The sequence below is a fragment of the Rahnella sp. CJA17(1/100) genome, from assembly GCF_963881615.1.
Taxonomy (GTDB): domain Bacteria; phylum Pseudomonadota; class Gammaproteobacteria; order Enterobacterales; family Enterobacteriaceae; genus Rahnella; species Rahnella aceris.
In genome coordinates this window covers 221,601-246,325 of the sequence record NZ_CAWOJA010000083.1, presented here as the reverse complement: position 1 = coordinate 246,325, position 24,725 = coordinate 221,601, and the positions used below count along the sequence as shown (strand labels likewise).

Sequence of the window (24,725 nt, the reverse complement as noted above, 5' to 3'; positions counted from 1 at the left end):
CCTTACAACACCAAAGGTGTTTTTAGAGACTTGAAGTAGATTTTCAGCTGAAGTTCCGAGATTGGTTCGTAGTGCAAGCCTGATTTAAGGTGAGCGTTATGAATGAAACAGAATTTGCCTGGCGGCAGTAGCGCGGTGGTCCCACCTGACCCCATGCCGAACTCAGAAGTGAAACGCCGTAGCGCCGATGGTAGTGTGGGGTCTCCCCATGCGAGAGTAGGGAACTGCCAGGCATCAAATAAGTGGAAAGCCCCGTACGAAAGTGCGGGGCTTTTTGCTATGGGAAATTTGAAATGTTCTGTACATTATCTATCCTAAAAACTGTCAGGATCCACAACTTAACTCGCCGTTTTTATCTCTCCTGCGCCCTGATCTGCTCTCCTTTATAACCAGAACGTCTAAATTAATAGCTTAAGCTGAAACATTTTCACTTACCGCTTGCAGGCTCGACATCTCAATCAAAACCCGTTATCTTCGGCTATCTAGAAGTCTAAACGTATAAATGGATGTAGTGAGGAAGTTGTTATGCCGATCCGGGTTCCAGATGAATTACCAGCCGTGAATTTCCTGCGCAATGAGAACGTTTTTGTCATGACGTCATCACGTGCGAAAACGCAGGAGATCCGTCCTCTTAAGGTGCTGGTTCTCAACCTGATGCCGAAGAAAATTGAGACCGAAAATCAGTTTTTACGGCTGCTTTCCAACTCTCCTCTGCAGATAGATGTGCAGCTGCTGCGCATTGACAGTCGTGAATCTAAAAACACCCCTGCAGAGCATCTGAATAATTTCTATTGTGACTTTGAAGACATTCAGCATGACAACTATGATGGCCTGATCGTTACCGGTGCGCCTTTAGGATTGGTCGATTTTTGTGATGTAGCATACTGGCCGGAAATTGAGCGCGTGATCCACTGGGCGAAAAAGCATGTAACATCCACACTTTTTGTTTGCTGGGCGGTTCAGGCTGCTCTGAATGTGCTTTATGGACTACCTAAAATGACCCGCGAAGCGAAGCTTTCGGGTGTGTATCCTCATCAGACGCTGCAACCGCTGGCATTACTGACCCGTGGCTTTGATGAAAGCTTCCTGGCACCCCATTCCCGTTATGCAGATTTTCCGGCTGATGTGCTCCGCCAGCACACGGATCTGGAGATCTTTGCTGAATCCGACGAAGCCGGCGCCTATCTCTTTGCGACAAAAGATAAGCGGATGGCTTTTGTGACCGGGCACCCTGAATATGATGCGGGAACGCTGGCAGGAGAGTATCTGCGTGATGTGGCGGCGGGGTTATCACCTGAAATGCCTTACAACTATTTCCCGCAGGATAACGCCGAGCTGTCACCGAAGGCGACCTGGCGAAGCCACGGGCATCTGCTGTTCACGAACTGGCTGAATTACTATGTTTATCAGATCACTCCGTTTGATCTGCGCCAGATGAATCCGACACTCGAGTAAATACCCCCTCCGCTTCCAGCAGACGATCTTACCGGTCGTCTGTTTTTCTCCCTGCGATCTTTTTTCTGATCTTCTTCCTTCTGCATACATTTTTCTTAGATTCGAAATTCATTCCCATTTTATGGAAAATTTATCTAATTCTATCTGATTGATTAAAATCAGAACTTTTTTAATTTTGAAATAAAATGGAAATCGTTTTTGATTTTATGAAATTACTGATTACGCTTAAATCTATCGGGCAATAAATAACCAGAGAAAAGCCACCTCAGGATCATGAGCGTATCTCGGGTATGTTTTCGACCGTAATAGCATCTGTTCAGTGAGGCGGTCTGGCAGATTAAGCAGATAAATCAGGAGATAAACGATGTCTGAGCAAATTACCCGCAGTCAGCTTGGTTTTACGCGCCGTTTTGGTGAAAACGAAGCGCAAATTCTGACCGAAGAAGCCGTGGATTTTTTATCCGAACTGGTTGTCCGTTTTACCCCGCTGCGAAATCGATTACTGGCCGATCGCATTGCCGTACAGCAGAAGATAGATCAGGGGGGGTTGCCTGATTTTATTTCGGAAACGAATTCCATAAAAAATTCAGATTGGAAGGTACGGGGCATTCCGGCTGATTTACTGGATCGCCGGGTAGAAATCACTGGTCCTGTCGAACGCAAGATGGTGATCAATGCGCTGAACGCCAATGTAAAAGTCTTTATGGCGGATTTTGAGGACTCTCTGGCACCGGACTGGCAGAAAGTTATAGAAGGGCAGATTAACTTACGCGATGCGGTGAACGGGAGTATCAGCTACACCAATGAATCCGGGAAAATTTATCAGCTCAAACCTGATCCTGCCGTTCTGATTTGTCGTGTACGTGGCCTGCATTTACCTGAAAAGCATGTGAACTGGCAGGGTGAAGCTATTCCCGGTTCGTTGTTCGATTTCGCTTTGTACTTTTTCCATAACTATCGCGCATTACTGGCAAAAGGCAGTGGCCCCTATTTCTATCTGCCAAAAATGCAGTCTTATCATGAGGCTGACTGGTGGAGTCAGGTCTTCAGTTTTGCCGAGGATTATGCGGGATTGGCGCGGGGCACGATTAAAGCCACGGTGCTGATTGAAACTCTGCCTGCGGTTTTCCAGATGGACGAAATCCTTTACCACTTGCGCGATCACATTGTCGGACTGAACTGTGGTCGCTGGGATTACATCTTCAGTTATATCAAAACGTTGAAGAATCATTCTGACCGTATATTACCTGACCGTCAGTCCGTAACGATGACTCAGCCTTTTCTAAATGCTTATTCCCGGCTGCTGATTAAAACCTGTCACCGGCGTGGGGCATTTGCGATGGGCGGAATGGCGGCCTTTATTCCCAGCAAAGACGTTAAACGCAACGAATGGGTGCTGAACAAAGTCCGGACAGATAAAGAGCTGGAAGCGAATAACGGACATGATGGTACCTGGATTGCACACCCTGGGCTGGCTGACACCGTGCTTGAAGTGTTCGACAAAGCGCTGGGTAACCGTTCAAACCAGCTGGATGTACTGCGTGAAGAAGATGCCGAAATTACTGCAGAGCAATTACTCGAACCTTGTTCCGGCGAACGTACTGAAGAGGGGATGCGCGCCAATATTCGCGTCGCAGTGCAATACATTGAAGCCTGGATTTCTGGCAACGGCTGCGTCCCGATTTACGGGTTGATGGAAGATGCAGCCACGGCTGAAATCTCCCGCACATCCATCTGGCAATGGATCCACCACGGCAAAACGCTTAATGACGGACAACCCGTCACCAAGCCGTTATTCCGCCGCATGCTGAACGAAGAAATGCTGGTTATTCAGCAGGAGTTGGGCGAACAACGTTTCAGCGCCGGTCGTTTCACGCAGGCGGCTGCCTTGATGGAAAAAATCACCACACAAGATGAGTTAATCGACTTCCTGACCCTGCCGGGCTATCAGCTGCTGGCCTGATCCTTCTTACCCTACACATAAAAAGACCGGAGTATTTGCCATGAAAACGAACCGTACTCAGCAAATTCAGCAGCTTGAAGAAACGTGGAGCCAACCACGCTGGAAAAATATCACCCGACCTTACACGGCGGCAGAAGTGATCAGCCTGCGGGGTTCAGTCAATCCGGAGTGTACGCTGGCTCAGCACGGAGCCGCCCGCCTGTGGAATTTACTCCACGGCGCATCGCGTAAAGGGTATGTGAATTGCCTCGGCGCGCTGACAGGTGGCCAGGCCTTGCAACAGGCAAAAGCGGGTATCGAAGCCATTTATCTCTCGGGATGGCAAGTTGCCGCGGATGCCAATACGGCTTCCAGTATGTATCCCGACCAGTCTTTGTATCCTGTGAATTCGGTGCCTGAAGTTGTGGCGCGGATTAACAACACTTTTCGTCGCGCTGATCAGATCCAGTGGGCCAATAACATTGAGCCCGGGCAGCCTGGCTATACCGACTATTTCCTGCCGATTGTGGCGGACGCTGAAGCCGGTTTTGGTGGCGTACTCAATGCCTTTGAACTGATGAAATCCATGATTGAAGCCGGTGCTGCCGCCGTTCATTTTGAAGATCAGCTTGCTGCGGTGAAGAAGTGCGGGCATATGGGCGGCAAAGTTCTGGTGCCGACACAGGAAGCCGTACAGAAGCTGATTTCCGCGCGTCTTGCCGCCGATGTTCTTGGTGTGCCGACGTTATTGGTGGCACGTACCGATGCCGATGCGGCAGATTTACTGACGTCAGACTGCGACCCGTATGACAGCCAGTTTATTACCGGCGAAAGAACACATGAAGGTTTCTACAGGACGAACGCCGGTATTGAGCAGGCCATCAGTCGCGGTCTGGCGTATGCACCTTATGCCGACGTAGTGTGGTGCGAGACATCGACGCCTGATCTGAAACTGGCTCAGCGTTTTGCTGAGGCCATCCACGCTAAATTCCCAGGCAAATTGCTGGCCTATAACTGTTCGCCATCGTTTAACTGGAAGAAGAATCTTGACGATAAAACCATCGCCAGTTTCCAGGACCAGTTGGCCGCAATGGGTTACCAGTATCAGTTCATTACGCTGGCGGGCATTCACAGCATGTGGTTCAACATGTTCGATCTTGCCCATGCTTATGCACAGGGCGAGGGGATGAAGCACTACGTGGATAAAGTGCAGGAGCCGGAATTTGCAGCTATAGATCGCGGCTATACCTTTGCTTCTCATCAGCAGGAAGTCGGAACCGGCTATTTCGACAAAGTCACCACCATTATTCAGGGCGGTCGCTCCTCGGTCACCGCACTCACCGGCTCTACCGAAGAACAGCAGTTTTCCCCGACGTCACACTGATGCTCATCAGACCTGGTGAAAGCCGGGTCTCTTTCCTCAGGGAGTCGCCACTATGCCTCTAGAGCTGTTGATTGCGCAGACTATTTTACAGGGGTTCGACGCCCAGTATGGCCGCTTTCTCGAAGTGACATCGGGGGCGCAGCAGCGCTTTGAAAATGCCGACTGGTCAGCGGTACAGGCAGCGATGAAGCAACGTATCCATTTGTATGACCACCATGTCGGTCTGGTTGTCGCCCAGCTCAAATGCATTACCGGCCAGCGTTTTTATGATGCCGCGTTTCTGATCCGCATAAAGGAATGTTACTCCGGATTACTGCCTGATTATCCGAGGGCTGAAATCGCTGAAAGCTTTTTTAATTCAGTCTATTGCCGGATTTTCAAACATCGCGATCTGACAGCGGACAAACTTTTTATTTTCAGTGAGCAGTCCTCCCGGCGTCAGCAACATTGTGCCCGTCCTTTGTCACGCCTCTACCCGGTTCAGGGTAATTTCGTTACCACGCTGGTAAAAGTCCTTGATGACCTGCCGGTGCGCTTACCGTGGGAGGATGCGAACCGTGATGTGGATTATATTGCCACTGCATTAAAGCAACGCTTCCCCGCAGAGTGGCTTGCGGATGCTGATATTGAGATCGCTACCGAGATTTTTTATCGCAATAAAGCCGCGTGGATAATCGGCAAAATCAGATGCGCTTCACAGGTATTTCCGCTGTTATTGCCGGTGCATCTCAGTCATCAGAATGAGTTATTTGTTGATGCCTGTCTGACGGAAAGCAACGATGCCAGCATAGTCTTTGGCTTTGCCCGCTCATATTTTATGGTATATGCCCCGCAGCCCGGTGCGCTGGTTGAATGGTTACGTGAGATTTTACCGGCCAAAACCACGGCTGAGCTGTACAGCGCTATCGGTTGTCAAAAGCATGCAAAAACAGAATGTTACCGTGAGTATTTGCACTTTATGGCGCAAACCGACGAGTCTTTTATTATTGCGCCGGGGGTCAAAGGCATGGTCATGCTGGTATTTACCCTGCCTGGCAGTGACCGCGTGTTCAAGGTGATAAAAGATAATTTTGCGCCGCAGAAAGAAGTGACGGAGGCACAGGTCAAAGCCTGCTATCAGTTGGTGAAAGAGCATGACCGCGTCGGGCGGATGGCCGATACCCAGGAATTTGAGCACTTTGTTCTGCCAAAGAATAACATCAGCCCCGAACTGATGGCTGAACTACAGCGCGAAGTCCCTGCCAAAATAGAAGATCTGGGGGACAGCATTGCGCTCCGGCATCTGTATATTGAACGGCGTATGACGCCGCTGAATTTATATCTTGAACAGGCCAGCGATACGCAGCTTCATGACGTGATTGAAGAATACGGCAATGCGATCAAACAACTGGCTGCGGCGAATATCTTCCCCGGCGACATGTTGTTTAAGAATTTTGGCGTGACCCGTCATGGTCGTGTGGTGTTTTATGACTACGATGAAATCTGCTACATGACTGAAGTTAATTTCCGCGATATTCCCGCACCCCGTTACCCGGAGGATGAACTGGCCAGCGAACCCTGGTACAGCATTGCACCGGGCGATGTTTTCCCGGAAGAATTCCGGCATTTCCTTTGCAGCGACAAACGCCTTGGTCAAATCTTTGAAACGCTACACGACGATTTGTTTAGCGCCGGTTACTGGCGCGGTTTGCAACAGCGTATCCGTGAAGGGCACGTCGAAGATGTTTTTGCTTATCGCCGTTCCCGGCGTTTTAGCCAGCGTTAATTTGCTGAAATCCTCCCGGATAATGGTGGGATTTCAGCATCTTTCTCAGTGTTTTCCACCGCCGTAGGCCTGTGTGATTTCTTTCGCCGCATGAATCACCAGTGCACCCAATTCCGTCACGCGGTCATCGGTGATTCGTGAAACCGGGCCAGAGATTGAAATCGCCGCATAGGCATCGTTGTGTTCGTCGTAAATGCAGGTTGCCACACAACGCAGTCCGAGCGCATGTTCTTCATCATCAAAGGCATAGCCGCGTTTACGGGTATCCGCCAACTCCTGCTTCAGATTCACAGGAGACGTTTTTGTCAGGGGCGTATAGCTGTGCAGGCCTATTTTATGCAGCAGTTTTGCCAGATGCTCTTCCGGCAACGTCGAAAGAAATGCTTTACCGGCACCCGACGCATGCATCGGTAATTTGCCACCAATCGGCGCGGACATCCTCATCAGGGCATTGCACTGCACCTGATCGATGATGATCGCCTGATAATCACTGTGATCCAGCACCGCCAGATTCACCGTTTCGCCGGATTCTTCCATCAGGCGGCGTAACATCGGATGCACCATTGCCAGTAAATTCCGGCTTTGCAGAAAACTGCTTCCTACGATAAAAGCATGTGAGCCAATGGTCCACAGGCCCAAATCGCCGACCTGACGGACAAATCCCTGCTGTTGCATGGTGGTCAGAAGGCGGTGGGTGGTGGAATTGGGTAAACCCGCCTGCTGGGCGAGATCGGTCAGTGCCACGCTGCCCTGGGCTTCAGCGATATATTCCAGCAACTTAAGGCCACGTGTCAGGGACTGTACCTGCCCGGTCGCGGCGCTGCCGGTTACAGCCGCGGCTTTGGTTTTCTTAGCACGTTTGGCCGGAGCCGTTACGGACGTTGCCATGAGCCTGTTCCTTGTAAGATGCGCCGATAGCTGGCGAAGAAAAATCATTTTTGGAATTGGTTTTCGTTTTTACAGTATGGATCGCAACCTGCCTTTACGCTCATCCGATGTGTTGCACTGCGTTTGCGGGATGTCTTCCCGAATTGAAAAAGTCTCACGTCGGTGCGGGCTTTTGGCTGAGGAAGGTATGCTAGGATGTTGACCATGATTTCCGGCGCATGAATGAACAATTTGCCGGGTGTGCGTGATGGGTGATGAGGTGAAAGTGACTAATCGAGTTGAGGCGCTACATAAGCAGCTGGCACAGCGCATTTTGGTTCTGGATGGCGGTATGGGCACCATGATCCAAAGCTATCGTCTGGAAGAAGAAGATTACCGTGGTGAGCGTTTTGCTGACTGGGAAAGCGATCTTAAAGGCAATAATGATCTTCTGGTGCTCTCCAAACCCGAAGTGATCGTCGAGATCCATAACGGTTATCTTGCTGCTGGTGCAGATATCCTCGAAACCAACACCTTCAACTCCACCACGATTGCAATGGCTGACTACCATATGGAATCGCTGTCGGCTGAAATTAACTATGAAGCTGCGCGGCTGGCGCGTCAATGTGCTGATGCGTGGACCGCCCGTACGCCGGATAAACCGCGTTATGTTGCCGGGGTTTTAGGCCCGACCAACCGGACGGCGTCGATTTCCCCGGATGTTAACGATCCCGCATTTCGTAACGTATCTTTCGATCAGCTGGTTGAAGCCTACCGCGAATCCACCCGGGCACTGATCGAAGGCGGTGCCGATCTGATCATGATCGAAACCGTATTTGACACTCTCAACGCCAAAGCCGCGACGTTCGCAGTAGAAAGTGAATTCGAAGCAATGGGCATCGTATTGCCTGTCATGGTTTCCGGCACGATTACTGATGCTTCCGGCCGCACCTTATCTGGCCAGACAACCGAAGCTTTTTATAACTCGCTGCGTCACGTTAAACCGCTCACCTTTGGCCTTAACTGCGCGCTGGGTCCGGATGAGTTACGTCAGTATGTCGCTGAGTTATCTCGTATTGCAGAATGTTATGTCACCGGGCACCCGAACGCCGGTTTACCTAATGCTTTCGGTGAATACGATCTCGAAGCCAAAGAAATGGCTGAACATATTGCCGAATGGGCACGCTCGGGCTTTCTGAACATTGTCGGTGGCTGCTGTGGTACCACGCCTGCGCATATCGCGGCGATGGTGAAAGCCGTGGAAGGCGTACCGCCCCGCGCTTTACCGACCATTCCTGTTGCCTGTCGTCTGGCAGGGCTGGAACCGCTGACCATCGATCCACAGACGCTGTTTGTGAACGTCGGTGAACGTACTAATGTGACCGGTTCTGCTCGTTTCAAGCGACTGATTAAAGAAGAAAAGTATGCGGAAGCGCTGGCTGTAGCCCGTCAGCAGGTAGAAAGTGGCGCGCAAATCATCGATATCAACATGGATGAAGGGATGCTCGACGCCGAAGCGGCAATGGTGCGTTTCCTCAGCCTGATTGCCGGTGAACCGGATATCGCCCGTGTGCCGATCATGATCGACTCCTCCAAATGGGATGTTATCGAAAAAGGCCTGAAATGCATTCAGGGCAAGGGGATTGTTAACTCCATTTCCATGAAAGAAGGCGAAGAAGCCTTCCTGCACCACGCCCGTATGGTACGCCGGTACGGCGCGGCCGTTGTGGTCATGGCATTCGATGAAACCGGGCAGGCGGATACCCGCGCCCGCAAAATTGAAATCTGCCGCCGTGCCTACAAGCTGTTGACTGAAAAAGTCGGCTTCCCGCCGGAAGACATCATTTTTGACCCGAATATCTTTGCGGTGGCGACCGGCATTGACGAACACAACAACTACGCCGTCGATTTCATCGAAGCCTGCGCCGATATCAAAGCACAACTGCCGCATGCGCTGATTTCCGGCGGTGTTTCCAATGTTTCATTCTCTTTCCGCGGTAACGAACCGGTACGTGAAGCCATTCACGCCGTCTTCCTGTATCACGCCATCCGCAACGGTATGGATATGGGTATCGTCAACGCCGGTCAGTTGGCGATTTATGATGATTTACCGGCTGAACTGCGCGACGCCGTCGAAGATGTGATCCTCAACCGCCGCGATGATGGTACTGAGCGCCTGCTTGAACTGGCTGAAAAATACCGTGGCAGCAAGGACGATGGAGAAGCGAATAAGCAGCAGGCGGAATGGCGCAGCTGGGACGTGAAAAAACGCCTCGAATACTCGCTGGTGAAAGGCATTACCGAATTTATCGAACTGGATACCGAAGAGTGCCGTCAGCTGGCCGCGCGTCCTATCGAAGTGATCGAAGGCCCGCTGATGGACGGTATGAACGTCGTCGGCGACCTGTTTGGTGCCGGTAAAATGTTCCTGCCGCAAGTGGTGAAATCCGCGCGCGTGATGAAACAGGCCGTGGCCTATCTGGAGCCATACATTGAAGCCAGCAAGGAAAAGGGCCAAACCAACGGCAAAATCCTGCTGGCCACGGTCAAAGGCGATGTCCATGACATCGGTAAAAACATCGTTGGCGTGGTGCTGCAATGTAATAACTACGAGATTATCGATCTCGGTGTAATGGTGCCGACGGACAAAATCCTGAAAACCGCCATCGAAGAAAACGTCGATATCATCGGGCTTTCCGGGCTGATTACGCCGTCACTCGATGAAATGGTCAACGTCGCGAAAGAAATGGAGCGGCGTGGTTTTACCATGCCGTTGCTGATTGGCGGCGCAACCACATCGAAAGCGCACACTGCGGTGAAAATCGAAAAAAATTACAGTGGTGTGACCTGCTACGTGCAAAACGCCTCGCGTTCTGTCGGGGTGGTGTCTGCGTTGCTGTCAAAAGATCAGCGGGACGCGTTTATCGAACGTACACGTAAAGAGTACGACACTGTACGTATCCAGCATGGTCGTAAAAAGCCGCGCACGCCGCCAGTGAGTCTTGAAGTGGCCCGCGACAACGCTACTTTTATCGATTGGGAAGCTTACACGCCACCGGTGGCCCATCGTCTGGGCATCCAGAAAGTCGAAGCCAGCATTGAAACACTGCGCAATTACATCGACTGGACGCCGTTCTTCATGACCTGGTCGCTGGCAGGTAAATATCCGCGCATTCTTGAAGATGAAGTTGTCGGCGAAGAAGCGAAACGCCTGTTCAAAGATGCCAATGACCTGCTCGATAAACTTTGCGCTGAGAAATTGCTCAACCCACGCGGCGTCGTCGGCCTCTTCCCGGCAAACCGCAAAGGCGATGACATCGAAATCTACAGCGATGAACGCCGCGAAGACGTGCTGGTGGTCAGCCATCATCTGCGTCAGCAAACGGAAAAAACCGATTTCGCCAACTATTGCCTGGCTGACTTTGTCGCGCCGAAATCCAGCGGCAAGAAAGATTACATGGGGGCATTTGCTGTAACCGGCGGGCTGGAGGAGGATGCGCTGGCCGAGGCGTATGACAAACAGCATGATGATTACAATAAAATCATGATCAAGGCGCTGGCTGACCGTCTGGCAGAAGCGTTTGCGGAATACCTGCATGAGAAAGTGCGCAAGGTGTATTGGGGTTTTGCCGCCAACGAGAATCTGAGCAACGAAGAGCTGATCCGCGAGAATTATCAGGGAATACGTCCGGCGCCCGGTTACCCGGCCTGTCCTGAACACACTGAAAAGGGGCAAATCTGGAAGCTGCTGGATGTGGAAGCCAATACCGGTATGCAACTGACCGAATCCTTTGCGATGTGGCCGGGTGCTGCGGTGTCAGGCTGGTATTTCAGCCACCCTGACAGCAAATACTTCGCCGTGGCACAGATCCAGCGTGATCAGGTCGAAGATTACGCGGCACGTAAAAATATGCCGGTCGCCGAAGTGGAGCGCTGGCTGGCGCCGAACTTAGGTTACGACGCCGACTAATACCCGTCATCCTTCAAGTTGACTCTGCGTTGGCTGCCATCACGAACCCCAGTCACTTACTTCAGTAAGCTCCTGGGGTTCATTCAGTTGCCGCCTTAATTCATCTCGAATGATTTAGGGTATCCCATCGGTGTTTTTTTCCACTTAAATCAACTCACTTCCACATCAATGTGCAGCGCGTCATAGCGCCAGTATTCTAAATCGCAGTCGATGACCCGGTCATGCTGGTCACGGTTGGTCCGCGTAATAAACAACGCCGGGCTGCCGGGAGCCACTTTCAGTGCATGTGACGCCTCTTCAGGCAGCAATGTCGGCACCATGTCGAAACGCACGCGTCCGTAATGGATGTCATAGCGGGAGGCGTACAAATCAGTCAGCGATGTCGTGAGATCCGCGTCAAGAATGCCCTGAAAATACAGCGGATTAAGATAGTGCTCGACGTACAAAACCGGGCGGTTATCGATATAACGCAACCGCCGGATGCAAATGACCTCACTCTCTGACGGCAACAATAACTTCTGACACACCGTATCGCTGGCAATACAGTGCTTCGCATCAATCACTGTGGTCTTTGCGCTGCGCCCCTGATCTTTCGCCATTGCGTGAAAGTGACTTCTTTGCAGCGGGTTGTAGACAATGCGTGGCGGGGAGACAAACCAGCCCCGGCGTACTTCCCGGTAAATCAGACCCTGGGCCTCAAGCTGGCTCAATGCTTCCCGTAATGTAATACGGGTAGTGGAAAACTGTTCACTCAACGTGCGCTCAGAAGGCAGCCTTCCCTCGGCAGAAAATGCCCCGGCCGCAATACTTTCGCTTAATGCCTTGCAGATAACGGCAAGGGTAGTCTGCGATTCACTCATCGGTCAGCAAGCCTCATTTCAGTGCGTTTTTGCACCAATCTGAACTTTCATCGTGTAAATAATGTGCGCTTGTTAACAGCGATAAGCTTAAAACTGCTGCTTTTTCGCACTGACATATAATTATCACAATTGAGCGTTAGATTGGCTTGGTTCTTGCTGGACTAGACCAGCACTTCACACACACTACCATCCGGAGCATCCGTTATGAAACAGTTGTTCGCTTCTGTGTTAACCAGCGCGCTTGTCCTCTCCGCTTCATCGGCATTTGCCGCTGAACCTCCTGCTGCACTCCTGAAAGCGGCACAAGCCGAAGGAACGGTAAACAGTGTCGGTATGCCTGATGACTGGGCGAACTGGAAAGGAACCTGGAGTGATCTGAGCACCAAGTATGGCCTGAAACACAGCGATACCGATATGAGTTCGGCACAGGAGATCGCGAAATTCCTGGCAGAAAAAGACAATGCCAGTGCTGATATTGGCGACGTGGGTGCAGCTTTTGGACCCGTTGCCGTGCAAAAAGGCGTGACTCAGCCCTATAAACCGACCACCTGGGATCAGGTGCCAGACTGGGCAAAAGATAAAGAGGGTATGTGGGCACTTGCTTATACCGGCACTATCGCCTTCATCATTGATAAATCGCAGGTGAAAGATGAGCCACACAGCTGGGCTGATCTGCTAAACAGCAAATACAAAGTGACTATCGGTGACGTGAGCACCGCAGCGCAGGCCGCAAACGGCGTGCTGGCGGCAACTTACGCGATGGGCGGCAATGAAAAGGACCTGAAACCAGGTCTGGAATATTTTGGCAAACTGGCGAAAGCAGGGCGTCTGAGCCTGACTAACCCGGTCATCGCGTCTCTGGAAAAAGGTGAAGTGCAGGTTGGCGTAGTCTGGGACTTCAACGGTCTGAGCTATCGCGACAAAATCGACAAAACCCGCTTCGACGTGGTGATCCCATCTGATGGCACTATCACGTCCGGTTACACCACGATCATCAACAAATTCGCCAAACACCCTAACGCCGCCAAACTGGCGCGTGAATACATCTTCTCTGATGCCGGTCAGATCAATCTGGCACAAGGCTATGCCCGTCCAATCCGTGCCGATCACATCACGCTGCCAGACGATGCAAAAGCCAAACTGCTGCCTTCCAGCGAATACAAAAATGCGCACCCGATTGCAGATCCGGCTGCCTGGGATAAGAGCGCGAAAACCTTGCCGCGTCTGTGGCAGGAAAACGTCATGATCAACATGCAGCAGTAATTGATTAAAAAATAAGAAAAACCGGACAGCGAAAGCATTGGTTAATAACAACACCTGTAAGAAATGAAAGGTATACATGGTATGAAGAGCATTCTGGTAGTACTCGACGGGCTGAATTATCAGGTCGGCCGCGACGCAATGGGTTATCTGCAAGCCCAGTGTGCCGCAGGACGCGGCCGCTTGTATCAACTGGAATGCGAATTGCCTTCGCTGTCCCGGCCACTTTATGAATGCATTCTCACCGGTATCACGCCGGTGGTGAGTGGCATTGTTCACAACCACGTTGACCGGTTATCGACTCAACGTAGTATTTTCCACTATGCCCGCGACGCTGGCCTGACGACGGCTGCTGCGGCTTATCACTGGGTCAGTGAGCTGTATAACCGCACGCCGTTTGACCCGCCGCGTGACCGCCACACCAGCGATGACTCGCTGACCATCCAGCACGGCCATTTTTATTACGATGATAGTTACCCTGATTCGCATCTGTTCGATGACGCCGAAAGCCTGCGTCGTCGTCATGATCCCGACTTCCTGCTGATCCACCCGATGAACATTGATGATGCCGGGCATAAATTTGGCCTGTCGACGCCCCAATACCGCAACAAAGCACGCACCGCAGACGGCATCCTGTCGCGCTATCTGGGCGACTGGCTGGACGCCGGTTATCAGGTGATCGTGACTGCGGATCACGGTATGAATGATGACCGCAGCCACGGCGGTATTTTGCCGGAGGAGCGTCAGGTGCCGCTGTTCGTCTTCGGCAGTGCGTTCAGCTTCAAAGAGGCCGCACCGTTGCAGACGGAGTTATGCGGAACTGTTTGTCAGATCCTCAATATTGCCCACGACAAGCCACATTGCGCGGCATTACTGGCCTGAATCCCGTCACTTTTAGAGGATACCCGATGAAAGCTAAGTGGATTGCGGCGTTGTTTATGCTGCCGTTTCTGGTGTTTTTCATCGCTTTTCAGCTGGCGCCGCTGACATGGATTGCGGTGAGCAGCTTTTACAGCGAAACCTATGAAGCCTGGGGACTGGGCAATTACACCGACATTCTGACATCACCGTTCTATTTACAGGCTATGCGTTTCTCACTGGATATTTCCATCTGGTCGAGTTTATACGGTTTGCTTATTGCGTTAGTGGGTAGTTACTCACTTCGCCAGCTTGGCCCGACAAAGCTGCACGACTTTGTGATGTCGTTTACTAACATGACCAGCAACTTTGCGGGCGTACCGCTGGCCTTCGCCTTCGTTATCCTGCTTGGCCTGAATGGTTGCCTGACGCTGTTGCTGAAAAAATATGGCCTGATGGAACACTTCGACCTCTATTCAAAAGATGGCCTGATTGTGCTCTATACCTATTTCCAGATCCCGCTCGGCGTGTTGCTGATGTATCCGGCATTTGATGCGTTACGGGAGGACTGGCGCGAGTCAGCGGCCTTGCTGGGCGCGGGACGCTGGCGTTACTGGCGTCATATCGGTATTCCGGTACTGTTCCCGGCCTTGCTCGGTACCTTCGTTATTTTGCTCGCCAATGCCCTGGGCGCGTATGCCACGGTGTATGCGCTGACCACCGGTAACTTTAACGTGGTGCCGGTGCGTATCGCGGCGTTGGTCTCGGGGGATATTTCTCTCGATCCGAATATGGGCAGCGCGCTGGCGATGTTGCTGGTGGTGCTGATGGCCTTTATCACGCTGATCCATCAGTGGTTATTGCGTAAAAGTTATCTCAGTCAGCGCAGCTGACGGGCAGAAAAAGGAACGTAAGATGTCGCGGTCTGAAGCAATTTACCACCGTGTGGTGATCTGGATTTTACTGATTGTCCTGATGTTGCCGCTGCTGGTGACGCTGGTCTATGCGCTGGTGCTGGAATGGGGGGCGACCATTTTACCGAGCGGCTTTACGCTGAAATGGCTGGTGGAATTGTGGAGCGATCCGCGCTTCCTGATTGCGCTCTGGCATTCGCTGCTGGTGTGTTTCGGCACACTTTTTCTGTCGCTGGTGCTGATCCTGCCACTAATGTTTGTGATTGCTTACTATTTCCCTAAGCTCGATGCACTGATGAACATCCTGATCCTGCTGCCGTTCGCCGTGCCGCCGGTGGTGTCATCGGTGGGCCTGATGCAACTCTATTCCGCTGAACCGCTGGCGCTCACCGGTACGCCGTGGATCCTGATTGGCTGTTACTTCACCATCGCGCTGCCGTTTATCTATCGCGCCATTTCTAACAACATGCAGGCGATCAACCTGCGTGACCTGATGGATGCTGCACATCTGCTCGGCGCCAGCACCTGGAAAGCGGCGCTGCTGGTGGTTTTGCCTAACTTACGCAAAGGCGGAATGATTGCCGTCCTGCTGTCGTTTTCCTTCCTGATCGGGGAGTTTGTGTTCGCCAATCTGCTGGCGGGCAGCCGTTATGAAACGGTTCAGGTTTACCTCTATAACATGCGTAATGGCAGCGGCCATTTTACCAGCGCATTGGTCATCTCCTATTTCATGGTCGTCCTGATTTTCACCTGGGTGGCGAACATGCTGAACAAAGGAAAGAGCTGATTATGTCGTATTTGCAGGTTACTCAACTCAACAAGTCTTACGGTCCGACGCAGATTTTCAACAACATCGATTTCTCAGCAGAAGAGGGAGAATTCGTCACACTGCTGGGGCCAAGCGGCTGCGGAAAATCCACGCTGCTGCGCTGTCTGGCCGGTCTGACTTCCGTCGACAGCGGAAAAATTCTGATTCAGGGGCAGGATATTGTGCCGCTGCCGCCACAACAGCGCGGCATCGGCATGGTCTTCCAGAGCTATGCGCTGTTTCCTAATATGACGGTTGAAGCCAATGTCGCGTTCGGCCTGAAAATGCAAAAGATACCGGCGTCAGAGCTGCACCGGCGCGTCGGTGAAGTACTGGAACTGGTGGAAATGAACGATTACGCAAAACGTTATCCGCATCAGCTTTCCGGTGGTCAGTGTCAGCGTGTGGCACTGGCGCGTTCACTGGTTACGCAGCCGCGCCTGTTGCTGCTCGACGAACCCCTTTCCGCGCTCGATGCCCGTATCCGTAAGCATCTGCGTGAGCAAATCCGCCGTATTCAGCGTGAAATGAATCTGACGGCGATTTTCGTGACCCACGATCAGGAAGAAGCGCTGACCATGTCCGACAGGATTGTGCTGATGAACAAAGGGCAAATCGTCCAAAATGCCGATGCCGAAACCCTGTATACTGAACCGGTGGATGCGTTTGCTGCGGGCTTTATCGGCAGCTACAACCTGCTAAGCCCTGAACAGGCGATGGCGCTGACCGGCATAACTTACACGGGCCGTGTCGCCATCCGTCCGGAGTCGGTCACAATATGCGAGCTGATTGAAGGCATTCCGGCTAAAATTATTAGCCACAGTCTGCTTGGCAACGTCGTGCGTTATCGCGTTTTAGCACACGGAGTTGAGCTTTCTGTGGATGTCTTAAACCGTTCTGTGGCCTCACTTCGCGCCGATGGCAGCGATATTGGTCTACAGTTAGATCTTGTTACGTTACGGGAAGTTGCATGAAACTGGCGCTGTTTGATCTCGATGAAACCCTGATTAGCGGCGACTGTTCGAGTTTGTGGTCAGCCTACATGGTGGCAAATGGCTGGGTGGCCGATGAGCAGGCTTTTCTGCAACAAGATGCCGCGCTGATGCAGCAATATGCTGTCGGTCAGATGGATATGCAGGAGTACATGCGTTGTACTTTGGTGCCGCTGTCCGGCCGCAGTCAACGTGATGTCGCGGCAATGGTCGCGAATTATATTCAGGATGTGATTGCCCCGCGTGTTTACACGCAGGCGCGTGAGTGTCTGGCTGCTCACCGTGCACAGGGCGACCGGACGGTAATTATTTCCGCGTCCGGTGAACATCTGGTGCAGCCGATTGCCCGCTTCCTCGGTGTTGATGAAACGCTGGCGATTGGTGTTGAAATGAAAGACGGGCGTTTTACCGGCGCCACACGAGGGACGATGACCTATCGCGAGGGAAAAGTCTCGCGGTTGCTGGAGCTCATCAATCAGGACGCATCCCTTTTGCAATCAGCCAGTTTTTATTCTGATTCCCATAATGATCTGCCGTTGCTGACCCGCGTGGGCCAGCCGGTGGCGGTGAATCCAGACGCTATCCTGCTCCAGCACGCCCGGCAGGCAGGATGGCCGGTCTATGCCTGGCGTTAATGGAGCTGTTCTTTCGTGTTAACCCTTTTGCATTTGTTGTCTGCTATTTCTCTGCTCGTATGGGGTACGCACATCGTGCGTACCGGCATCATGCGTGTCTTTGGCGCCAATCTGCGCCGTGTTCTGAGTAACAGTGTCGAGAAAAAACCGCTGGCGTTTGTGGCGGGCATTGGCGTTACTGCGCTGGTGCAAAGCAGTAATGCTACCGCGCTGCTGGTCACGTCGTTTGTATCGCAGGGGCTGGTAGCACTGGCTCCGGCACTGGTGATTATTCTCGGTGCAGATGTCGGGACCGCCGTGATGGCGCGTATTCTGACCTTCGATCTCTCCTGGCTTTCTCCGCTGCTGATTTTCGTCGGTGTCGCGTTCTTCCTCAGTCGTAAACAGACCCGCGCGGGGCAAATGGGTCGTGTCGGTATCGGGCTGGGGCTGATTTTACTGGCGCTGGAACTGATTGTGGGCGCAGCGACGCCGATCATGCAGGCCTCCGGCGTTAAAGTTTTATTCTCGTCCCTGACCGGTGATGTGCTGCTCGATGCCCTGACCGGCGCAGTGTTTGCCATCATCAGCTATTCCAGTCTGGCGGCTGTGTTGCTGACAGCAACCCTTGCCGCGACCGGCGTGATTTCGCTTAAAGTGTCACTTTGTCTGGTCATCGGTGCCAACCTCGGCAGCGGGCTGCTGGCGATGATTAACGCCAGTAAAATGAATGCCGCCGGTCGCCGCGTGGCGCTCGGCAGTACGCTGTTTAAACTGATTGGTTTGGTGATTGTGCTGCCGTTTGTCGGACTGTTGTCGACGCAACTGGCGCGGCTTGGCATTCCGGATGAAGAACTGGTGATCTACTTCCACATGTTCTACAACCTGATCCGTTGTCTGGCGATGGTGCCGCTGACGGCGCCGATGGCCAAGGTTTGCGAGATGATGATTGCCGATGTGCCTGAAGATGATCCCCGTCTGCGTCCGCGCCATCTGGATGTCAGCGCAATTGATACCCCGACGCTGGCGCTGGCCAATGCCGCCCGTGAAACCTTGCGCATGGGCGACGTGGTCGAACATATGCTGATCCTCAACCGCGAAGTGATGCACGGTAAACTGGCGCAGGATCGCGAAGTGCGGCGTCTCGACGATGACGTTGATGTGCTCTATACCGCCATCAAGCTGTATCTGGCGCAAATCAACAAGGAAGGACTTGGCGAAGATGATTCCCGTCGCTGGGCTGAAATCATCGAAATGGCGCTGAACCTCGAACAGGCCGGTGACATTATCGAGCGCATGACCGGCGATATCACCGCCAAATCCCACGCTACCCGCCGCGCGTTCTCGCCGGAAGGACTGGTGGAACTGGATGCCTTACATGAAAAATTGCAGGATAACCTGCGCCTGAGTCTGGGCGTTTTCCTGTCGAACGATCTGACCAGTGCGCGCCGTCTGCGCCGCTCCAAACACCGTTTCCGCATTCTCGACCGCCGTTATGCGCATGCGCACGTCGATCGCCTGCATCAGCATAATGTGCAGAGTATCGAAACCAGCTCGCTGCACCTCGGGTTGCTGGGGGATATGAAACGTCTGAACTCACTGTTCTGTGCGGTGGCCTATAACGTGCTGGATCAGGATGAGCAGGAAGATGAGCAGCGCGAACCGAATGATGATGTGCAACGGGTGTAGTACGAATCAAAACGGGCGCTGAGGAAGGCGCCCGTTTCTTTTTCATCTTCTTTTTCGTCTGGAAATCAGTCTTTTTTGACCGGCTTACCGGACCAGTAACCGGCCAGCAAAGAACCTGACAGATTGTGCCATACCGAGAACAATGCGCCCGGCAGTGCGGCCAGCGGGGTGAAATAGATTTTCCCCAGCGTCGCCGCTAAACCTGAGTTCTGCATCCCGACTTCCATCGCCAGCGTGCGGCAGGTGGTTTCATCAAAGCCAAACAGTTTCCCGCCCCAGTAACCGCTCAGCAGACCGATGCCGTTGTGCAGGATCACCGCCACAATCACGATCAGCCCCACAGAACCGATAAAGCCCTGACTGCCCGCCACCACGGCGCTGATAATGGCGACAATGCATGCCATTGAGAAAAGCGGCAGCAGCGGTTCGATACGTTTCACGGTTTTCGTGAACAGATGATGAATAATCAGACCGGCTAAAATCGGGATGACGACGATCTGCAAAATGCTTAACAGCATGCCTTCCACATCCACTTTAATGTGCGTATCGACATACAGACGCGTCAACAGTGGCGTGGCGAAAACACCCACCAGTGTGGAAACTGCTGAAATCGTCACGGAAAGCGCGACATCTCCTTTCGCAAGATAAATCATCACGTTAGAGGCTGTACCGCTGGCAACGCTGCCCACCAGAATCATTCCCGCCGATAAATCTGCCGGCATATGGAACAGTTTTGCCAGCACCCACGCCGCCAGCGGCATGATCAGATAATGCAGGAACGTGGCGGCAGCAACCGGGCCAGGTCGGGAAAGCACGCGTTTGAAATCACCGAATTCGAGAGTGACACCCATCGCGAACATAATCAGCATCAGCAGGGTAGAAACATGCGGGCCGATCGGCGTGAACGTACCGGGCGAGTAATAGGCCGCGACGGATAACAGCACGGCCCACAACGGGAACAGGCGGGTTATTTTGGCTAACATTGAGGTGATCCTTGTCTTTGTTGTTTGCAAAAGTACAGACAAAAAAAGACCGGGCACATGGCCCGGTCTTCTCACATACCGCGCCCGTCATTATTCGAACAGGTTGCGGTGTAGAGTTTTAACGACCTGATCGGCATCGTTGCCCGGCACCAGGAAGCACAGGTTGTAGCTGCTTGCGCCGTAGCAAATCATGCGGATATTGAACGGGTCCAGCACGCCGAACACTTCTTTGCCGACGCCACAGGCCTGGGACAGTTTGTTGCCGATAATCGCAATCAGCGCCAGATTCTCTTCCACTTCCACGCGGCACAGTGAGGATAATTCTGTCAGCAGTGAGGTGGTCAGCAGGCTGTCGCCTGAGGATGTGGAACCGGTGGTATCCAGCGTCAGCGCGACGCTGACTTCGGATGTTGTGATCAGATCCACAGAGATACTGTGGCGTGCCAGAATGCCAAACACTTCGGCGAGGAAACCGCGTGAATGGAGCATGCTCAGGCTGTGCAGCGTGACCAGCGTTTGTCTGCGACGCAGGGCTATCGCGCGGAACAGCGGCGGATTATCGCTGGTATCACACACTAAGGTGCCGCCGCCTGACGGGTCTTTGCTCGAGCCTACAAACACCGGGATACCGCGACGCACCGCGGGCAGCAAAGTGGCTGGATGCAGAACTTTGGCACCAAATGTCGCCATTTCAGCGGCTTCTTCAAACGCAATGCGGTCAATACGTTTTGCCGCCGGCACCAGACGCGGGTCGGTGGTATAAATCCCCGGAACGTCAGTCCAGATATCCACACGGGAAACGCTCAGCGCTTCACCCAGCAATGCGGCGGTGTAATCGCTGCCGCCACGGCCAAGCGTCGTGGTGCGGCCTTTGCCTTCTGAGCCGATAAAACCTTGTGTGATCACCAGGGCGTCCTGCAAGCGCGGTTGTAGCTGCTGAACGGTTAACTCGCTTAATACCTGCGTATCCGGCTCCGCGCGCCCAAAGCGATCGTTGGTACGCATGATTTTACGTACGTCGAACCATTCCACTGGCACGTTGCGCTGGCGGATGATTTCAACAAACAGCAGGGTGGACATCAGTTCGCCATGGCTCACCAGTTCGTCGGTCAGCGCGGTAGAGGTCGCAAGGCTCGCCGCTTCTGACAGCATGGCGATATTTTCCAGCATGCGGCCGATTTCTTCGCGGATCACTGCGGGATTATCGAGGCGATCGATAATGGCACTCTGGATGCGGCGAATTTCATCAAGCAGGAACACCCGGCGTTCGGTTTCTTTACCTTCTGCCAGCTCAACTAATAAATTGGTGACGCCCGCAGAGGCGGAGAGAACAACCAGACGCACTTCAGGGCGCGACAGCACGATATCCGCGCTGCGGTTCATTGCGTCGAAATCCGCCACGCTGGTACCGCCGAATTTGGCGACGATGACATTGCCCAAAGGCTGCTGACTGGCGTTGCGGGATACTGCGTGATTCATGTAAAACCTCGTGTCCGGGTCGCCATATCATGACGGCCATCGATTCCATAAGAATTGGCACAAAGGGAAGAGCGGGAAACGGGAGCAGGCGTAGAGATACTACGATACACCCAGAAGCGCCCCACCTAGCCGACACCCTGTTGGGTGTTCCGGTGACAACCCAGGGGATTCAGCCCCTGTAGTCGATCATTTGCCTGCCGCGGGCTTATGATCTCGGCGCCGCTCCCCCTGATGTATCTTCGTAGGATTTCGGCTCCTCCGATACACTGCCTGGGCGACGCGCCTCTTCTGGCTCGCGCATCGAGCGCGCGAGTTAGGCGCTTAGGAATAGCCGTTTATCGCCCGTCTGTCAACGGTCAGGCAATGCATGCGCCACATTTTGAGCGATTCTCATCTAATATTGTTCTCTGTCATTGTGATTAAGCAGATCTAACCTATCGCAAGAAAAGGCATCTCTTCCCGGGAACTTCAGGCTACAATCGGGACAGTTACCTCATATTTATTCTCAGCCTAAGAGCATTGCTATGAAAAATATCAATCCAACTCAGACCGCTGCCTGGCAAGCCCTGCAGCAGCATTTCGACAAGATGAAAGATGTGCAGATTAGCCATCTGTTTGCTGAAGATGGTGATCGTTTCTCCAAATTCTCTGCCACGTTTGAAGACCAGATGCTGGTCGATTTCTCCAAAAACCGCATCACCGCAGAGACGCTGGATAAGCTGCAGGCGCTGGCGAAAGAGACTGACCTTCAGGGCGCAATCAAATCGATGTTCTCTGGCGAGAAGATCAACCGCACCGAAGACCGTGCTGTTTTGCACGTTGCACTGCGTAACCGCAGCAACACGCCAATCGTCGTGGACGGCAAAGATGTGATGCCGGAAGTGAATGCGGTTCTGGCGAAAATCAAAGGCTTCACCGAACGTGTTATCGGTGGCGAATGGAAAGGTTATACCGGCAAAGCCATCACCGACGTGGTGAACATCGGTATCGGCGGTTCAGACCTCGGTCCGTTCATGGTCACTGAAGCGCTGCGTCCGTACAAAAACCACCTGAATATGCATTTCGTCTCCAACGTTGACGGCACGCACATCGCTGAAACGCTGAAAGATTTGTCTCCGGAAACCACGCTGTTCCTGGTTGCATCAAAAACCTTCACCACGCAGGAAACCATGACCAACGCCCACAGCGCGCGTGACTGGTTCCTGAAAACCGCTGGCGATAACCAACACGTGGCGAAACACTTCGCGGCGTTGTCCACCAACGGTAAAGCGGTGAGCGAGTTTGGTATCGACACCGATAACATGTTCGAATTCTGGGACTGGGTCGGTGGCCGTTACTCTCTGTGGTCCGCAATCGGTCTGTCTATCGCGCTGTCTGTCGGTTTCGATAACTTCGAACAGTTGCTGAGCGGTGCGCACGCGATGGATAAACACTTCGCGAATACGCCGGCTGAGAAAAACCTGCCGGTACTGCTGGCGCTGATCGGCATCTGGTACAACGATTTCTACGGCACCGAAACCGAAGCTATCCTGCCATACGACCAGTACATGCACCGTTTTGCTGCTTACTTCCAGCAAGGCAACATGGAATCTAACGGTAAATTCGTTGACCGTAACGGCAACCCGGTGGATTACCAGACTGGCCCGATCATCTGGGGCGAACCGGGCACTAACGGTCAGCACGCGTTCTATCAGCTGATTCACCAGGGGACTAAAATCATCCCTTGTGACTTCATCGCACCGGCCATCAGCCATAACCCGCTGAGCGATCACCACGCGAAACTGTTGTCTAACTTCTTCGCCCAGACCGAAGCGCTGGCATTCGGTAAATCTCTGGATGTTGTCGAGAAAGAATTCGCCGATCAGGGTAAAAAACCAGAAGACGTTAAACATGTTGCGCCGTTCAAAGTGTTCGAAGGGAACCGTCCGACCAACTCCATCCTGCTGCGTGAAATCACGCCTTACAGCCTGGGTGCGTTGATCGCGATGTACGAACACAAAATCTTCACCCAGGGCGTGATCCTGAACATCTACACCTTCGACCAATGGGGCGTAGAACTGGGCAAACAGCTGGCAAACCGTATCCTGCCAGAACTGGAAGGTAGCTCAGAAGTGACAGGCCACGACAGTTCCACGAACGGTTTAATTAACCGCTTCAAAAACTGGCGCTAATCCCTCGTCATCCTTCAGACTGTTTCAGCGTTGGCTGCGTGAACTCACCCCGGTCACTTACTTATGTAAGCTCCCGGGGCTTCGTTCCCTTGCCGCCTTGATCCAGCCCGAATGATTTAGAGGGACAGGTCGAAATATTTCTCAATAAAAGGGTTAGCCTTCACCGGCTGGCCCTTTTTTAATGGCGCTTTTCCTGTGCTGACTCTGTGGTATTCTGCGGGGATTAATAACAAAAGTGGGATGTAGATCACATGGCAGGATCAAAACGGGCATTAATGATATCCGTCATTATGCAGCGAATTTTGAACGTATTCTTATTAGGACTGGCCGCGATCCTGATGATTTTTATCGGGCGCGAAACCTATCATTTAGCAATGGTGTTGTTCGTGAATAACGATCAGTCTTCGTCATATCTGCTCATTGAAGGGATTGTAATTTACTTCCTCTATTTTGAGTTTATTGCCCTGATTATTAAATATTTTTCGTCGGGCTATCATTTCCCGTTACGCTATTTTATTTACATCGGCATCACCGCGATTATCCGCCTGATCATCGTCGACCACAAAAGTCCTTATGACACATTGGTTTACGCCTGCGCGATCCTTGTGCTGGTCGTGACACTGTTTCTGGCCAATAGCGAACGTCTGCGCCGCGAATAAATCAGGCAATTACTGCCTCGCATTGATGCGCTAGAATGCGAGGCAGATAATTCAT

The 24,725-nt window shown here is 52.6% G+C and carries 18 protein-coding genes, 1 rRNA gene and 1 riboswitch; of the genes, 15 read left to right on the top strand and 4 right to left on the bottom strand.

Going from position 1 to position 24,725, the window contains the following annotated elements; genetic code table 11:
* Positions 1-117 precede the first annotated feature (117 nt).
* From rrf to aceK, 5 genes are all read left to right on the top strand, one after another.
* Positions 118-233 (top strand): 5S ribosomal RNA (rrf, locus tag AACU55_RS24600).
* Positions 234-525: 292 nt separating this feature from the next.
* The gene (gene metA, locus AACU55_RS24595; RefSeq protein WP_037034942.1) at positions 526-1,455 is read left to right on the top strand and encodes a homoserine O-acetyltransferase MetA; all 930 of its coding nucleotides are present in this window, start codon (positions 526-528) and stop codon (positions 1,453-1,455) included.
* Between the two features lie 364 nt (positions 1,456-1,819).
* Positions 1,820-3,418, top strand: coding sequence for a malate synthase A (gene aceB / locus AACU55_RS24590; protein ID WP_134706307.1), 1,599 nt, complete (start codon positions 1,820-1,822; stop codon positions 3,416-3,418).
* A 40-nt stretch (positions 3,419-3,458) separates the two neighbouring features.
* A complete protein-coding gene (aceA, locus tag AACU55_RS24585) occupies positions 3,459-4,781 on the top strand; it encodes an isocitrate lyase (RefSeq protein WP_013577390.1) in 1,323 nt (440 codons plus the stop codon).
* A 52-nt stretch (positions 4,782-4,833) separates the two neighbouring features.
* Positions 4,834-6,546: a bifunctional isocitrate dehydrogenase kinase/phosphatase gene (gene aceK, locus AACU55_RS24580; RefSeq protein ID WP_037034944.1), complete on the top strand. Its 1,713-nt coding sequence runs from the start codon at positions 4,834-4,836 to the stop codon at positions 6,544-6,546.
* A 45-nt stretch (positions 6,547-6,591) separates the two neighbouring features.
* Here the strand turns inward: aceK and iclR are convergent, their stop codons facing one another.
* Positions 6,592-7,434 carry a glyoxylate bypass operon transcriptional repressor IclR gene (iclR, locus tag AACU55_RS24575; protein ID WP_134706306.1) on the bottom strand — a complete coding sequence of 281 codons (843 nt, stop codon included), beginning with the start codon at positions 7,432-7,434 and terminating at the stop codon, positions 6,592-6,594.
* A 247-nt stretch (positions 7,435-7,681) separates the two neighbouring features.
* Between iclR and metH the strand changes: the two genes are divergently transcribed.
* Positions 7,682-11,383, top strand: a complete 3,702-nt coding sequence (metH, locus tag AACU55_RS24570) for a methionine synthase (protein WP_134706304.1) — start codon at positions 7,682-7,684, stop codon at positions 11,381-11,383.
* Positions 11,384-11,532: 149 nt separating this feature from the next.
* Here metH and AACU55_RS24565 read toward each other — a convergent pair whose 3' ends face one another.
* Positions 11,533-12,243 carry a UTRA domain-containing protein gene (locus tag AACU55_RS24565; protein ID WP_037034945.1) on the bottom strand — a complete coding sequence of 237 codons (711 nt, stop codon included), beginning with the start codon at positions 12,241-12,243 and terminating at the stop codon, positions 11,533-11,535.
* 204 nt (positions 12,244-12,447) lie between these two features.
* On the opposite strand from AACU55_RS24565, the gene AACU55_RS24560 reads away from it, so the two are divergent.
* The 7 genes from AACU55_RS24560 (at position 12,448) to AACU55_RS24530 (ending at position 19,378) form a co-directional block, all read left to right on the top strand.
* Positions 12,448-13,506 carry an ABC transporter substrate-binding protein gene (locus tag AACU55_RS24560; protein ID WP_013577385.1) on the top strand — a complete coding sequence of 353 codons (1,059 nt, stop codon included), beginning with the start codon at positions 12,448-12,450 and terminating at the stop codon, positions 13,504-13,506.
* A gap of 81 nt (positions 13,507-13,587) precedes the next feature.
* Positions 13,588-14,385: an alkaline phosphatase family protein gene (locus AACU55_RS24555; RefSeq protein ID WP_013577384.1), complete on the top strand. Its 798-nt coding sequence runs from the start codon at positions 13,588-13,590 to the stop codon at positions 14,383-14,385.
* Positions 14,386-14,411: 26 nt separating this feature from the next.
* Positions 14,412-15,254, top strand: a complete 843-nt coding sequence (locus tag AACU55_RS24550) for an ABC transporter permease (protein ID WP_037034946.1) — start codon at positions 14,412-14,414, stop codon at positions 15,252-15,254.
* Between the two features lie 22 nt (positions 15,255-15,276).
* Positions 15,277-16,062, top strand: a complete 786-nt coding sequence (locus tag AACU55_RS24545) for an ABC transporter permease (RefSeq protein ID WP_134706303.1) — start codon at positions 15,277-15,279, stop codon at positions 16,060-16,062.
* 2 nt (positions 16,063-16,064) lie between these two features.
* Positions 16,065-17,057, top strand: coding sequence for an ABC transporter ATP-binding protein (locus tag AACU55_RS24540; protein ID WP_013577381.1), 993 nt, complete (start codon positions 16,065-16,067; stop codon positions 17,055-17,057).
* Positions 17,054-17,710, top strand: coding sequence for an HAD family hydrolase (locus AACU55_RS24535; RefSeq protein WP_013577380.1), 657 nt, complete (start codon positions 17,054-17,056; stop codon positions 17,708-17,710). Before AACU55_RS24540 ends, AACU55_RS24535 begins: the two co-directional genes overlap by 4 nt.
* A gap of 15 nt (positions 17,711-17,725) precedes the next feature.
* A complete protein-coding gene (locus AACU55_RS24530) occupies positions 17,726-19,378 on the top strand; it encodes a Na/Pi cotransporter family protein (protein WP_013577379.1) in 1,653 nt (550 codons plus the stop codon).
* 65 nt (positions 19,379-19,443) lie between these two features.
* Here AACU55_RS24530 and panS read toward each other — a convergent pair whose 3' ends face one another.
* Positions 19,444-20,361, bottom strand: a complete 918-nt coding sequence (gene panS / locus AACU55_RS24525; RefSeq protein WP_013577378.1) for a ketopantoate/pantoate/pantothenate transporter PanS — start codon at positions 20,359-20,361, stop codon at positions 19,444-19,446.
* Positions 20,362-20,451: 90 nt separating this feature from the next.
* On the bottom strand, positions 20,452-21,840 hold the full coding sequence (lysC, locus tag AACU55_RS24520; RefSeq protein ID WP_134706302.1) for a lysine-sensitive aspartokinase 3: 1,389 nt from the start codon (positions 21,838-21,840) through the stop codon (positions 20,452-20,454).
* A gap of 106 nt (positions 21,841-21,946) precedes the next feature.
* Positions 21,947-22,136: riboswitch (Lysine riboswitch) on the bottom strand.
* Positions 22,137-22,364: 228 nt separating this feature from the next.
* Here lysC and pgi point away from each other — a divergent pair.
* Both pgi and psiE read left to right on the top strand, forming a co-directional pair.
* On the top strand, positions 22,365-24,011 hold the full coding sequence (gene pgi, locus AACU55_RS24515; protein ID WP_013577376.1) for a glucose-6-phosphate isomerase: 1,647 nt from the start codon (positions 22,365-22,367) through the stop codon (positions 24,009-24,011).
* A 251-nt stretch (positions 24,012-24,262) separates the two neighbouring features.
* Positions 24,263-24,670, top strand: coding sequence for a phosphate-starvation-inducible protein PsiE (psiE, locus tag AACU55_RS24510; RefSeq protein ID WP_013577375.1), 408 nt, complete (start codon positions 24,263-24,265; stop codon positions 24,668-24,670).
* Positions 24,671-24,725 lie beyond the last annotated feature (55 nt).